Source organism: Rugamonas sp., assembly GCF_025354735.1.
Taxonomy (GTDB): domain Bacteria; phylum Pseudomonadota; class Gammaproteobacteria; order Burkholderiales; family Burkholderiaceae_D; genus Rugamonas.
The window spans coordinates 1-13,640 of the sequence record NZ_JANXMI010000159.1 but is presented as its reverse complement, the minus strand read 5'-3'; the positions used below and the strand labels follow the sequence as shown (position 1 = coordinate 13,640).

General features: G+C 66.3%; 13 protein-coding genes. 9 read left to right on the top strand and 4 right to left on the bottom strand.

Going from position 1 to position 13,640, the window contains the following annotated elements:
- Positions 1-97: 97 nt before the first annotated feature.
- The 9 genes from Q0S71_RS13285 to Q0S71_RS13245 all read left to right on the top strand — a co-directional run bounded on the left by Q0S71_RS13285 (position 98) and on the right by Q0S71_RS13245 (position 9,846).
- A complete protein-coding gene (locus tag Q0S71_RS13285; RefSeq protein WP_295996218.1) occupies positions 98-376 on the top strand; it encodes a pilus assembly protein in 279 nt (92 codons plus the stop codon).
- Positions 377-431: 55 nt separating this feature from the next.
- Entirely contained in the window at positions 432-1,601 is a 1,170-nt protein-coding gene (locus tag Q0S71_RS13280; protein WP_295996215.1) for an AAA family ATPase, read from the top strand.
- A 39-nt stretch (positions 1,602-1,640) separates the two neighbouring features.
- Positions 1,641-2,990 (top strand): CpaF family protein, encoded by a 1,350-nt coding sequence (locus Q0S71_RS13275; RefSeq protein ID WP_295996212.1) that lies wholly within the window; start codon positions 1,641-1,643, stop codon positions 2,988-2,990.
- 6 nt (positions 2,991-2,996) lie between these two features.
- Positions 2,997-3,971, top strand: coding sequence for a type II secretion system F family protein (locus tag Q0S71_RS13270; RefSeq protein ID WP_295996209.1), 975 nt, complete (start codon positions 2,997-2,999; stop codon positions 3,969-3,971).
- Between the two features lie 4 nt (positions 3,972-3,975).
- Entirely contained in the window at positions 3,976-4,905 is a 930-nt protein-coding gene (locus Q0S71_RS13265; protein WP_295996207.1) for a type II secretion system F family protein, read from the top strand.
- Positions 4,905-6,038, top strand: coding sequence for a LytR C-terminal domain-containing protein (locus Q0S71_RS13260; RefSeq protein ID WP_295996204.1), 1,134 nt, complete (start codon positions 4,905-4,907; stop codon positions 6,036-6,038). The genes Q0S71_RS13265 and Q0S71_RS13260 overlap by 1 nt, the downstream gene beginning before the upstream one ends.
- A 2-nt stretch (positions 6,039-6,040) precedes the next feature.
- Positions 6,041-8,950: an Ig-like domain-containing protein gene (locus Q0S71_RS13255; protein ID WP_295996201.1), complete on the top strand. Its 2,910-nt coding sequence runs from the start codon at positions 6,041-6,043 to the stop codon at positions 8,948-8,950.
- Positions 8,951-9,124: 174 nt separating this feature from the next.
- Positions 9,125-9,544, top strand: a complete 420-nt coding sequence (locus Q0S71_RS13250; RefSeq protein WP_295996199.1) for a hypothetical protein — start codon at positions 9,125-9,127, stop codon at positions 9,542-9,544.
- The gene (locus tag Q0S71_RS13245; RefSeq protein ID WP_295996198.1) at positions 9,541-9,846 is read left to right on the top strand and encodes a hypothetical protein; all 306 of its coding nucleotides are present in this window, start codon (positions 9,541-9,543) and stop codon (positions 9,844-9,846) included. The genes Q0S71_RS13250 and Q0S71_RS13245 overlap by 4 nt, the downstream gene beginning before the upstream one ends.
- Positions 9,847-9,919: 73 nt before the next feature.
- Here Q0S71_RS13245 and Q0S71_RS13240 read toward each other — a convergent pair whose 3' ends face one another.
- The 4 genes from Q0S71_RS13240 to waaF form a co-directional block, all read right to left on the bottom strand.
- A complete protein-coding gene (locus tag Q0S71_RS13240; protein ID WP_295996195.1) occupies positions 9,920-10,528 on the bottom strand; it encodes a hypothetical protein in 609 nt (202 codons plus the stop codon).
- 372 nt (positions 10,529-10,900) lie between these two features.
- Positions 10,901-11,392 carry a type VI secretion system tube protein Hcp gene (locus tag Q0S71_RS13235; RefSeq protein WP_295996193.1) on the bottom strand — a complete coding sequence of 164 codons (492 nt, stop codon included), beginning with the start codon at positions 11,390-11,392 and terminating at the stop codon, positions 10,901-10,903.
- Positions 11,393-11,551: 159 nt separating this feature from the next.
- On the bottom strand, positions 11,552-13,087 hold the full coding sequence (locus tag Q0S71_RS13230; RefSeq protein WP_295996189.1) for a GGDEF domain-containing protein: 1,536 nt from the start codon (positions 13,085-13,087) through the stop codon (positions 11,552-11,554).
- Positions 13,088-13,178: 91 nt separating this feature from the next.
- The coding region (gene waaF, locus Q0S71_RS13225) for a lipopolysaccharide heptosyltransferase II (RefSeq protein WP_295996188.1) at positions 13,179-13,640 on the bottom strand (462 nt) is incomplete at its 5' end.

Sequence of the window (13,640 nt, the reverse complement as noted above, 5' to 3'; positions counted from 1 at the left end):
CGGCGCCGGCCGCCGCGCCCGCCGCCACCCCCGCAGCCGCCACCGTCGCGCCCGCCGGGACGCCGGCCGCCGGCTTTGACGTGAAATAGGAGACCGCATGTCCCGCCACACTTTCCTGACCGCCGCCCTGCTGTGCCTGGCCGGCCTGACGCTGGACGGCTGCGTGCTGTCGCCCAACCTCGACGAGCAGTTCGGCAGCAGCGTGCACCAGGCCGCGGCCCAGCAGACGCTGGACCCGCAAGCCTGGCGCAACACCACGCCGGTGCGCGGCCTGGACGGCAAGACCGCCACCGCCGTCTACGACAACTATGTCAAGTCTTACCGCGAGCCCGACCTGTCGGGCAACGCCCTGAAAATCGGCGTCGGCACCCATTGAGCCGGCGCCCGCCCGTTAAGCATGTTCCGCAGTTTAAGTAAAAGCAGGTAGCCAATTGAAGATAGCCGTCGTTTCCAAGGATGAACGCAACCTGATCGATATCGGGCGCATGTTGCGCACCCGCGAACCATCGGACGAGGTCGATCTGATGGCCGGCGGCGTGTTGCGCCTGTCCAGCCTCAGCGACGAGCAATTGCCGGAAGTGCTGATCGTCGACCAGCCCTCGGTCGAGGATGGCGACCTGGAGCAGCTCGAGCGGCTCAGCGGCCAGTATCCGCGCATGGCCTTCGTGCTGCTGTGCCGCGAACAGTCGCCCGAGTTTTTGCTGCAAGCCATGCGCGCCGGCGTGCGCGAAGTGCTGCCGGCGCCGCCGACGACGGCGCTGCTGTATCCGGCGCTCGAACGCATCGGCGAAAAGCTGGTGCGGCGCACCCAGGCCAGCGGCAAGGTGCTGGCCTTTATTTCCTGCAAGGGCGGCAGCGGCGCCACCTTTTTGGCCACCAATCTCGGCTACGCGCTCGCCGCCAGCGGCGCCAAGCGCGTGGCCCTGATCGACATGAATCTGCAATTCGGCGACGCCTCGCTGTTCGTGTCCGACCACAAGCCGCTGGCCACGCTGTCGGACGTGGCGCAGCAGATCCACCGGCTCGACCCCTCCTTCCTCGCGTCGAGCATGCTCAACATCACGCCCAACTACGGCGTGCTGGCGGCGCCCTCGGACCCGGCCCACGCCAACGACGTCAAGCCCGAGCACATCGACGCCATCCTCAAGCTGGCGCGCCAGCAATACGATTTCGTCATACTCGACGTCGGCCGCAGCCTCGACGCCGTCAGCATCCGCGCGCTCGACCACGCCGACCAGATCTTCCCCATCCTGCAAACGACGCTGCCCTACATCCGCGACAGCAAGCGTTTGCTGACGGTGTTCCGCTCGCTCGACTACAGCAAGGAAAAGATCCACCTGATCGTCAACCGCCACGACAAGGGCGGCGAAATCCGCCTCAAGGACCTGGAGTCGGCCTTCGACACCGACATCATGAAGACCATCCCCAACCACTACGAGGCGGCGGCCGCGTCCGTCAACCAGGGCGTGCCGGTGATGCAGCTGTCGCCGGCCAGCCCGATCAGCAAGGCGCTGGAGGAATTCGCCCGTGGCCTGACCGGCGAGGCCGGCGAGGTCAAGGCCGAGGGCTGGCTGGCGCGGCTACGCGCCCGCAAGGCATGAACGTGACATCGACGCACCCGCAAGCAAGGACGGCATGATATGAGCAGCAATATCTCTCTGCGCGAAAGACTGGAAACCGGCCAGGCCCGCAGCACCGGCCAGCGCGCCGGCGCCATCGACAACCGCGCCTACCAGGAACTGAAGCACCGGCTGCACCAGAGTCTGCTCGACCGGGTCGACCTGGAAAGCATACAGCGCCTGTCGCAGGACCAGATACGCAGCGAGCTGCGCAATCTGATCGAGCGCCTGCTGGAAGAAGAAGCGGTGGTCATGAACGACGCCGAGCGCAAGAACCTGACGCGCGACATCCAGAACGAGATGCTCGGCTTCGGTCCGCTCGAAACGCTGCTGGCCGACCCCACCGTGTCCGACATCCTCGTCAACACCTACAAGCAAGTCTACGTCGAGCGGCGCGGCAAGCTCGAGCTGACCGACGTCACTTTCAGCGACGACGCCCACCTGATGAAGATCATCGACAAGATCGTCTCGCGCGTGGGCCGCCGCATCGACGAGTCCAGCCCCATGGTCGACGCCCGCCTGCCGGACGGCTCGCGCGTCAACGCCATCATTCCGCCGCTGGCGATCGACGGTCCCATCATGTCGATCCGGCGCTTTTCGGCCGACCCGCTGCGGCTGGCCGACCTGGTGGCCTACCAGAGCCTGACGGCCGACATGGCCGAGATTTTGCAGGGCCTGGGCAAGGCCAAGGTCAACATCCTCATTTCGGGCGGCACCGGTTCCGGCAAGACCACCATGCTCAACGTGATCTCCGGCTTCATCGGTTCGACCGAGCGCATCGTCACCGTCGAGGACGCGGCCGAGTTGCAGCTGCAACAGCCGCACGTGGTGCGCCTGGAAACACGGCCGCCCAATATCGAGGGCAAGGGCGAGGTCACGCAGCGGGCGCTGGTGCGCAACGCGCTGCGCATGCGGCCCGACCGCATCATCCTCGGCGAGGTGCGCGGCGCCGAGGCGCTCGACATGCTGGGCGCCATGAACACCGGCCACGAGGGGTCGATGGCGACCATCCACGCCAACACCCCGCGCGACGCCCTGACCCGGCTGGAAAACATGATCAGCATGGCGGCCGCCAACCTGCCGACCAAGGCCATGCGCCAGCAGATCAGCTCGGCCGTCGGCGTCGTCGTGCAAGTGTCGCGCCTGCCCGACGGCAAGCGCAAGGTGATGTCAATCCAGGAAGTGACGGGCATGGAGGGCGACGTCATCACCATGCAGGAAATTTTCAGCTACAAGCAGACCGGGCTGGGCGAGGATGGCACCGTGCAGGGCCACCACACCTCGAGCGGCATCCGGCCGCGCTTCGTCGAGCGGCTGCGCAATTTCGGCATCACGGTGTCGGGCGGCGTGTTCGAGCCGGTGGGCCGCTAAGCCGCCATGGACCAAAAAATTTTGATCTTTTGCGTGCTGGTGTTCGCCGCCGTCATCATGGCGGTGTGGGGCGTGTACAACGTGCTCGGCAACACCAAGGGACAGCAGGCCGAGCGCGTGGCGCGGCGGCTGCGCCAGGCCATCGGCGACGCCGGCAGCGAACTGGCCGTTTCCATCATCAAGGAAAGGCTGCTCAGCCGCGACCCCGGCGTGCAGCGCCTGCTGCGCCGCCTGCCGGGCACGGCCCGGCTGGACCGCATGTTGCTGCAATCGGGCCGCGACTGGAATGTGGCGCGGCTGCTGACCGTCATGGCCGGCTGCGGCGCGCTGCTGGCGCTGGCGCTGGCCGTGCTCGGCATGGCCTGGGAGGTCTGCCTGCTCGCGGGGCTGGCCGCCTGCGCCGCGCCGCTGATGGAACTGGCGCGCGCCATCGGCCGCCGCATCATCCGCATCGAATACCAGCTGCCCGAGGCGCTCGACATGATGAGCCGCGCCATGCGCGCCGGCCATGCCTTCCCGACCGCGCTCAAGATGGTGGGCGAGGAAATGGCGGCGCCGCTGGCGGTGGAGTTCCGCGCCGTCTTCGATGAAGTCAATTTCGGCATCAGCATGCCGGCCGCGCTGATGAGCATGGCCCAGCGCGTGCCCAGCACCGACTTGCGCTACTTCGTGGTGGCGGTGCTGATCCAGCGCGAGACCGGCGGCAACTTGACCGAGTTGCTCGGTTCGATCAGCGCCATCATCCGCGACCGCCTGACGCTGCTCGGCCAAGTGCGCGTGCTGTCGGCCGAGGGACGGATGTCGGCCTGGGTGCTCGGTTCGCTGCCCTTCGGCGCCGGCACCATGATGTATGTGGTCAATCCCGACTTCGTCAACATCCTGTTCACCGACCCGGCCGGGCGCCGCATGGTCGCCGGCGCCGCCCTGCTGATGCTGATCGGCTTTTTCGTTATCCGCAAACTGGTCACGATACGGGTTTAACACCATGAAACTGTTGCAGATTATTTTTCTGGTCGTGCTGTTTTTCGGCGTGTTCGCGGCCGTGATGGTGTCGATGCGCCTGTTCAGCCGCGACCCCATCAAGAACCGCCTCGACGCCCTGGCCGACCCGCAGGCCGGCGCCGCCCGCCAACAGCAGCGCTGGCTGGACCACGTGGTCAACCTGGTGTCGCCGCTGGCCAAGCTGTCGGTCCCCACGGACGGCTGGGAAACCTCGCCGATCCGGCTGCGCTTCATCAACGCCGGCTGGCGCTCGCCCAGCGCGCCCGGCATGTTCTACGCCGCCAAGACCGGCGTCGCCATCGTGCTGCCGCTGTTGCTGCTGCTGTACCTGAACGCGAGCAACAACGAGCTCGACAGCGTCGACCTGGTGGCCTGGCTGCTGGGCGTGCTGGCGCTCGGCTATTACCTGCCCAACCTGGTGCTCAACCGCGTCGTCAAGAAGCGCCAGCGCGACATCTTCGAAAGCTTTCCCGACGCGCTGGACTTGATGACGGTCTGCGTCGAGGCCGGCCTGGCGATGGACAGCGCGCTGACGCGGGTGGCGTCCGAGATCGGCCTGAAAAGCCTGGTGCTGGCCGAGGAGCTGCAACTGGTCACGCTGGAGCTTCGCGCCGGCAGCGCCAAGGAAAAGGCGTTGCGCAACCTGGCGCTGCGCACCGGCGTCGAGGATGTCGACGCGCTGGTGACGATGCTGATCCAGGCCGACCGCTTCGGCACCAGCATCGCCGACTCGCTGCGGGTGCAGTCGGACCAGCTGCGCATCAAACGGCGCCAGCGCGCCGAGGAGCAGGCCGCGAAAATCGCCGTCAAGCTCTTGTTTCCGCTGATCTTTTTCATTTTTCCCGCGCTCCTGGTTGTGTTGCTGGGGCCGGCCATCCTGCAGCTTTACCGGGGCTTTGTCGGCACCACATGATGAAACATCTTTTACGCCCGCGATGGGCATCGGTACTGGCCGTTTGCGTGCTGCAAGCGTGCAGCGGCGCCGCGCCGCGCGGCGTGACCATGGCGCCGCTGCTGCGCGTGAGCGACGGCGACGGCGGCGATCCGGCCTCGGCCTACCAGCTGGGCCGCAGTTATGAACAGCAAGGGGCGCTGGAACAGGCCGGCGCCGCCTACGCGCGCTCGATCGCGCTGGCGCCGCGCCAGCTCGACGCGCGCAACGCGCAGGCGACGCTGCTGGCCGGCCAGGGTCAGCTGACGGCGGCGGCGGAGCTGTTGCGGCAAGTGGTGGCCGATTTTCCGCTGGAAGCCCAGCCGCGCAGCAATCTCGGGTACGTCTATTATTTGCAGCACGACTATCCGGCCGCGCAGGCGGCGCTGGAACAGGCGCTGACGCTGGCGCCCGGCCATCCGCGCGCCACGGCCAATCTGGCGCAGCTGCGCCGGACGCTGCGGGCCGACGGCGCGGACAGCGCCGTGGCGTCGGCGTCGAAGTCGGCGGCATCGGCGGCGTCGACGAGGTCCGCGTCCGCGCCTGAGTCCGCATCCTTGTCGACGGCGGCGCATCCCGCCGTGGCGGCCGTCGTCGTGGCGCCCACCATTGCGGCTGCGGCCCCCACGGTTGCAGCCATCACCACCACCGGCCGACTGGAACTGGTGCAATTGTCGCCGCAGGAATTCCGTCTGCAACTGCGCCAGAACCCGCCGCAGCTGGCCGGCGCCGACACCGGCGCGCAGATTCAAATCGTCAACGGCAACGGCGTGACCGGCATGGGCGAACGGGTGCGGCGCGTGCTTGAACGCCACGGCGCGTCCGGCATCGCCAGCGTCGTCAACCAGCGCCGCCATTACCAGCGCCAGACCATCATCGAGTATCTGGCCGGCCACCAGCAACAAGCCAGCGCCCTGCGCGGCGCGCTGCAAGGCCGTGCCACCCTCGTGCAAGCACGCCGCCTGCCGGGCCGGACCGGCATCCGCCTCGTGCTGGGCCACGACTTGATCGCGCACATCGGGCTGATCGACGCCGCCGCCGGCCACCCGCTGGCGCTGAACGACACCGCCGCCGGCCGCGCAGGCTTAGCCACATCGAATTTCAACCAGGAGTAACCATGTTTAGAATTAAACTGCCCCAGCGATGGGTGAACTGTCTTGCGCTGGTGATGATGGCCGCGGCCCTGAACGCCTGCGGCGGCGGCGGCGGCGCCAACGGCGGCTGCACCACGATCGACCCGACGCGCGACGCGGCCCTGCCCGGTTGTCCGGGCAGGCCGAGCAACCCGACCGCGCCGTCCACCAGCGCGACGCTGGCGCTGGCGCTCACCACGGCCACCGGCGCCAGCACCGCCCTGGTCACGCCGACCCAGCCTGGCACGCTGGTGGCCACGCTCAAGGATGGCAACGGCAACGCCCTGGCCAACACCGAAATCGATTTCGTCAGCAACGACGGCAGCGCCGCGCCCACGCCGGCCAGCGCCCTCAGCGACGCCTCCGGCAAGGCCAGCGTCACGCTCAAACCGGGCAGCCAGAGCGGCGCCTACACCGTGACGGCCAGCGCCACCGTGGCCGGCAAGCTCATCAGCGGCAGCACCAGCTACGCGGCCACTTCGGTTCTGCCGACCAGCCCGGCCATCTTCCTGACCCTGACCAGCGCCAGCGGCGCCGCCACCACGGCGCTGACGGCGCAAACCACCGGCACGCTGGTGGCGCTGGTCATCGACGTCGGCGGCAAGGCCGTGCCGAACAGCGTCGTCAATTTCGCCACCACCGACGCCAGCGCCGTGTTCACGCCAGCCTCGGCCAGCGCGCTGAGCGACGCCAACGGCAAGGCCACTATCGCCATCGCGCCCGGCACCCAGACCGGCGCCTACACCGCCACCGCGCGCACCACCGTCGGCGGCGCCGCGCTCAGCGCCAGCACCACCTACGCGGCCACCTCGCCCGTGCCGACCCAGCCGACGCTGGTGCTCGGCCTGAGCAACAGCGCCGGCCCCACCACCGCCGTCACGCCTTCCCAGCCGGGCACGCTGACGGCCGTGCTGATCGACGCCAGCGGCAAGCCGATCGCCAACACCGTCGTCAGCTTCGTCACCAGCGACAAGAGCGGCGCCTTCCTGCCGGCCTCGGGCAGCGCGCTGAGCGACGCCAGCGGCAAAGTCAGCATCGGCCTCGCCGCCGGCACGGCCAGCGGCGGCTACACCGTCACGGCCAGCGCCAGCGTTGCCAGCCAGACGCTGACGGCCAGCCTCGGCTACGCGGTCAACCTGCCGACCATCACGCTGAGCACGCCCGTGGTCAGCCCAAGCAGCCTGGCCGCCGGCGGCACCGCCAGCCTGACGGTGACGGCGCAAAGCGGCGCCGGCATTTACACGCCGGCGCTGTCAGTATCGTTCAGCTCGCCCTGCGTGACGGCCGGCAAGGCCAGCATCAGCTCGCCGGTGACCACGGTCAACGGCGTGGCCAGCACCTCCTACACCGACATGGGTTGCGGCGGCGCCGATGCCATCACCGCCAGCGCCACCGTCAACGGCGCGACCATCACCAGCAGCGCCACGCTGACCGTGCTGCCGGCCAGCGCCGGCCAGCTGGTGTTCGTCTCGGCCCTGCCGCAAAACATCGCGCTCAAGGGCACGGGCGGCGCCGGCCGCCAGGAAAGCTCGACCGTCACCTTCAAGGCGCTCGACCGCAACGGCAATCCGGTCTCGGGCCAGAGCGTCAGCTTCGCGCTCAACACCACGGCCGGCGGCCTGTCGCTGAACCCGGCCACTTCCACCACCGGCGCGGGCGGCCTGGTCAGCACCACCGTTCAAGCGGGTACGGTCAACACGCCGGTGCGCGTGACGGCAACGCTGACCGGCGGCAACATCAACACCCTATCCGACCAGCTGGTGGTGTCGACCGGGGTGCCGGACCAGAACAGCTTCAGCCTGAGCGCCGCGATACTGAACGTGGAAGGCGGCGATTTCAATGGCTGTACCGCGACGAGCAACTCGATTAACCAGAACGGTCCCGGCACGCTGATTACGGCCCGCCTCGGCGACCATTTCCATAATCCGGTTCCGGACGGCACCGCCGTCAGCTTCACGGCCAGCGGCGGCACGGTCGACGCATCCTGCCTCACCGGCCTGAGCAACACCACCCTGACCGACGGCACCGTCGTCACGCAAAAAGGCACGCCCGGCGAATGCACGGTGCGCTATTGTTCCGGCAATCCGCGGCCGGCCAACGGCCGCGTCACCGTGCTGGCCTACGCGCTGGGCGAGGAAAGCTTCTTCGACACCAACGGCAACAACCAGTTCGACCCCGGCGAGCCCTACACCGACCTGGGCGAACCGTTCCGCAACGACCGCGCCATCACCAACGCCAACGCCAACTTCCTCGACGACGGCTGGTCCACCGGCAACGCAGTGCGCGCGCCCGGCGAGCAATACATCGACTCGAACGGCGACGGCAGCTGGACCCAGTTTGGCGACCACAACTACAACGGCGTGCTCAACGGCGCCGCCAGCGTCAACAGCAAACCGGCGAACACCATCCACGTGCGCCAGGCGCTGGTCATGGTCCTGTCCAAGAGCACGCCCGCCGTCACCTGGCTCGACGGCGCCACCGCGGCCGCCAGCGGCCCGCTGGCGCTGGCCCATTGCGTCAACAACACGACCTTCGTCAACGACACGCGCACCTTCCGCTTCGCCATCCGCGACAGCAATCCCACCGTGTTCGCCAACAACACCGGCGCCAAGCTGGGCCTGCCGTTCGACCTGCCCGGCAATCTGCTGCCGGCCGGCACCACCATCGCCTTCACGGCTACCAATGGCGTGATCCTCGGCGATGGCATCACGCTGGTCGCCCCCAACAGCGACGCCCCGGACGCCAGCGGCTGGATCTACACGGTGCAGATGATTAGCGATGCCACTCAAAATGCCGGCGGCTGCCTCGACCGGGCCGGCAGTGGCGCGCTGACGATACGGGTGACGACGCCGAGCGGCCAAATCACCACCCGCAACTTCAGCGTTACCGACTAAACCAGGCTGCAGCAATGAAAACGGCGTCCAGACTTGAGGTCTGGACGCCGTTTTTTTATGGCCGAGCGCGCATTGAGCGCAACACCCCTTCCGCAGTACACATTTGAGGCATATCAAAGAACGCTCGGCTCCCCATGCAATGATTAATTCGATAATTTCATCTAGGGGTACGCCATGGCTTCGACTTTCTATAAATACTTCAAGGAAAATATGGAGGCCACCGGTTTGTCCGCGCCCGCCTCACTATTTGAGGCACAGGGCAAAGCCATCTCAACCGCCAAGACCTACGTGGAGTTCATCGAGCAATTCGGTTACAAGGTCACGGTGCGCGAGGCGATCGCGGCCGGCATCATGGAAGAGAAAATGGCTATCGCCGGCATGGCGTATCTATCGTTTTACACCGGGGCGGTGATCGGCAGCATCGGCGTGGCGCCCCAACGCTGCGCCATGGGCGGCACCACCATTTCGGACATCCTGTGGGTGGCCACACGCAAGGGCATCCACCCGCCGTATCTGCATAGCACGCTAATTCAATATCCACGCATCCTGCCCAAGGTCCGGAACGGTGTGACGAATTTCTCCGGACCGCGATGAAAGACCGCGTTTTATTGGTGCTGGCGGGCCTCGCCTGTGCCGTCGTGGCGCAGCTGACGTGGAGCAAATTTCCGAATGCTACTTTCGTCTTCGTCCTGCTCGGCCTGTTCGTCAGTTTCCGGGAAAATCAACGCATCGAGCGCGTCAAGCGCGCGGATCGGAAACGGGTGGCGCTGGCGCGCGCGCCAATTGGCACGACTGACGCGGACACTGGCGGCAATCCGCGACCGCAGGCACCAGCCGCGGGAGTGACAATACGGGACTGGCGCGACGCTGCTGGCCGACGCGCTGTTGGCCGATAACGCGATCACCGTGCATCTGGTGTGACAAGGGTTTTGCGAACAGCGCATCGCCTCCGTAAAGCCGCATGGCAAATCATCGCACTCGCGGCCGGCGTCGGATTGCTTTCCTAAAATACGGTGCAAACGCTTCGTTTAACTCGGGAGAAAGTTTGCCGAGCGCGACGTGCTGCCTGTGCATCTGGGCGCTCAAACGATCTGCCCCTCCGAATGCGCGAGCGAGCCGCGCAGCCGAATCATTGGCGAGTTTGAGAAGCACTTGCTGTGAAATTTCTTGAAAATAACGGGCGTCGAACGTTTCACCGGCCTCGCCGAAAATAACGCACTCGTCCCCCTCTACTGCAAATACAGTACCTAAGTCATAGGCAACGTAACGGCGGAATTCGGGAGGACTAGGGTGCAGGAGCATGCCATAACCGGCAATGATGTAATAAGTGCGTCCTTCGTCACGGGCGAGCGCGTATATCCAGTCTGTGTTTTCTATATGTGCATTGGACAACGTCGGGCACTTTGCGAGCACGTCTTTGGGCATTAAATCGAAATCTGCGGTGGCAACTTCGTAGCGCAGGCCAAGTACAGGGTCTCGCAAAGTAGCCGGGGACGCGGGGGCGGCAGCCGTTACCGCGCCTGACATAAACGCGAAAAATGAAATAGCCACAGTTCGACTAAGGCCGGTAGATGACATAGCTGGGCCTTTCCTTACGGTAAGCGGGTCCGGGCCAAAAACCCGATTGCACGAAATCCGAAATCCAGTCTGCCCCATCAAAGCCTGCAATGTGACCTGCCTTGTTTCCTTTTGCGGTAGGCTGGATGATCACAATGTCGCCTATCATTGGTATATACGGTGCCTCCGCACTATCCGCTGCGACGGAGTGATATCCGTTTCTTAGAAGGACGACCTCATAATCCTTCGCATCTGGTGGGTGCCCTGTGGTAGAGACGCCGCCAGCCTCTAGTGCTTTTCGCACGTATGTGGCGCACTTGCTCGTGCTGCGATCTTCCGCGTTGTCTCGTAAGTGCGCCGCAAATTTCTTCTTATCGATAGGCATGGTGACCTCTACGCAGTGCGGTTCGTTGCGAGATCCCAGCCGCCAGCTGTATTGCCGCCGCTGCCGCCGCTGATTTTCTGCTGACTATACTTCCATCGAATCTTGGAGAATTTCAGGCTGACGTTCTCGGCCAGAATAGTGCCGGGCTTCACGCCTGGACTAACCAAGCCGATGAGGACATTTTCCAATTCAATGTCAAAGTACTTGATTCGCGTGCCGTTGGCGTCAGCGCGCATGAACTCGAAAGTGGCTTTTGGTATGGTCTTTCCGCTTGCGCAAGATTGGAGCAGGAGCGGGGTCGAAAGGTCGGCCAGCTTGGTAAAAAGTATGTCCGTCAGATTGGCCCGTTCCGCCGTGTGGCCACCACCTGTAGATGCAGTAGCGCTTTTCGGTTGCGACACGCCAAAGTGCAGGGAAGTGCATTCAATCCAACCTGAATGCGCGTCGTCGGCGGATTCGCCCTGGATACCGTCAATTCGGAGATAAACATCGATGGCCATATGGCCTCCTGTTGTATGTCGTTGGACGATAATTATTAGATAATAATTCAGGGGTGACATTGTGGTCGCTCAATCCCGCGGGCGGACGTGAGGTTTTTGCACCGGCGTCTAGGCGTGCGAGCCGCTGGTTTTTTTTGCAGACCCAGCAGCCGGCCCCGCCTAGCTATGCAGCGCCGCCTCGGCCGCCACGCAGACCCGGTTGCGGCCGGCCGACTTGGCGGCGTACAGCGCCTTGTCGGCCGCCGCCACCAGCATGCCCTCCAGGTGCACGCCGCGCTGCGGCACGATGGTGGCGACGCCGGCGCTGACCGTGACCACGCCCAGCGGGCTGCCGCTGTGCGGCATCGCCAGCGCTTCGATGGCGGCGCGGATGCGCTCGGCCACGGCGTGCGCGCCGTCGACGTCGGTGTGCGGCAGCAGCACGGCCAGTTCCTCGCCGCCGTAGCGCGCCGTCACGTCGCCGGGCCGCTTGGGTGTGAGCGTGCGTATCAATGTGCTCAGCGCGCGCAGGCAGTCGTCGCCGGCGCCGTGGCCGTAGCGGTCGTTGTACTGCTTGAAGTAGTCGACGTCGATCATCACGAAGGCCAGCGGCTCGCCGTGCCGCATCGCGCGGCTGAACTCGTTGCCCAGCGTGACGTCGAGCTGGCGCCGGTTGGCCAGGCCGGTCAGGCCGTCCTGCATCGCCTGCCGCTCCAGCGTGCTGTTCAGGCGTTCGAGCGCGTCGCGCGTTTGCAGCAGCTCGGCCTCGGCGCGCACGCGCAGCCGGATCTGGTCGACCAGGCGCTTGCCGAACAGGCCCAGCAGCAGCGCCAGCAGCAGCACGCCCAGCGTGTGCAACCAGGTGTCGCGCCGCCATTCGGCCAGCATCTCGTCCTTCGACAGCGCCGCCGTCACGAACAGCGGGTAGTGTTGCAGCGGCAGGTAGCTATTGAAGCGCAACTGGCCGTCCTGGCCCGAGCGGAAAAAATCGCTGCCGCTGTTGTGCGCCAGATAATGCAGGTAGACCGGCGACTTGCGCACGCTGGCGCCGACGGCGTCCGGGTTGAAGGGGCGGCGCAGCAGCATGACGCCGTCGTTGCTGAACAGCGCCACGGCGCCGTGCCGGCCGATGTCGAAGCTCTGGTAAAAACGGTGGAAGTAGTCGACGTCGATGGTGGCCAGGGCGACGCCGCCGAAGCGGCCGTCGGCGTGGTTGAGGCGGCGCGACACCGGGATGATCCACTGGCCGGTCGAGCGGCTGCGCACCGGCACGCCGATGTGCGGGCCGCGCCCGGCGTGGGTCTGGTGGTAGATGAAGTATTCGCGGTCGGCGTTGTTGAGCAGCGGCTGCTGCGCCTCGGGCCGCGAGTTGACCAGCCAGCGCCCCGTCTCGTCGTAGGCGAACAGGCCGCTCAGCTGCGGCAGGTTGACGGCCTGCTCGACCATCAGCCGGTGCAGGCGGGCGACGGCGGCGTCGCCGTAGCCGTCGGTTTCGAGGCGCTCGACGATGTCGGTCAGGCTGGTGTCGGCCGCCTTGATGGTGTCGTCGGCCTGCTGCGCCATCGCGCGCGCCAGGTTGGAGGTGACGCGCTCCATGTCCACCAGCCGCTGCACGCGCGCATTCCAGCTGCGCCAGCCGTCGATGGCGACCAGCGAGGCGCAGACCACGATGACAAACGTGGTGGCCCAGAAGGTGATGGACAATCGTTTCGGCATAGTCAAAAGCACGGCGGGGCGGAAGCTGATTTATACAGCATTATGGCCGCGCCTTGGCGTTCTCATGGCGTGATGAACGATGCCGCCCCGCTCAGGCACGGGCCGCGAGCATGGGCTGCAAGCGCCGCCACACCATGCCGGCGTCCATGCCGCGCATGCAGTCGTGGTGGCCCAGCGGGCATTCGCGCTGGCGGCACGGCGAGCAGTCCAGGCGCAGCGAGATCGACGCGGCCAGGTCGGAAAACGGCGGCGCGTGATCGGGGTCGGTCGGCCCGTACAGCGCGATGACGGGCCGGTTCAGCGCCGAGGCCACGTGCAGCAGGCCGGAGTCGTTGCTGACGATGGCGGCGGCGCGCGCGATCAGCGCGATCGCCTCGGCCAGGCTGGTGGCGCCGGCCAGGTTGTGCAGCGCGCCGGCCGGAATGCCAGCGCCGGCGGCGGCCACCACGGCGTCGCAGACCTCGCGGTCTTTCGGAGAGCCGAGCAGCACGATCTGGGTGTCCGCGTCGGCCGCCCAAACGGCTTGCGCCAGCGCCGCGAAGTGGGCGGCCGG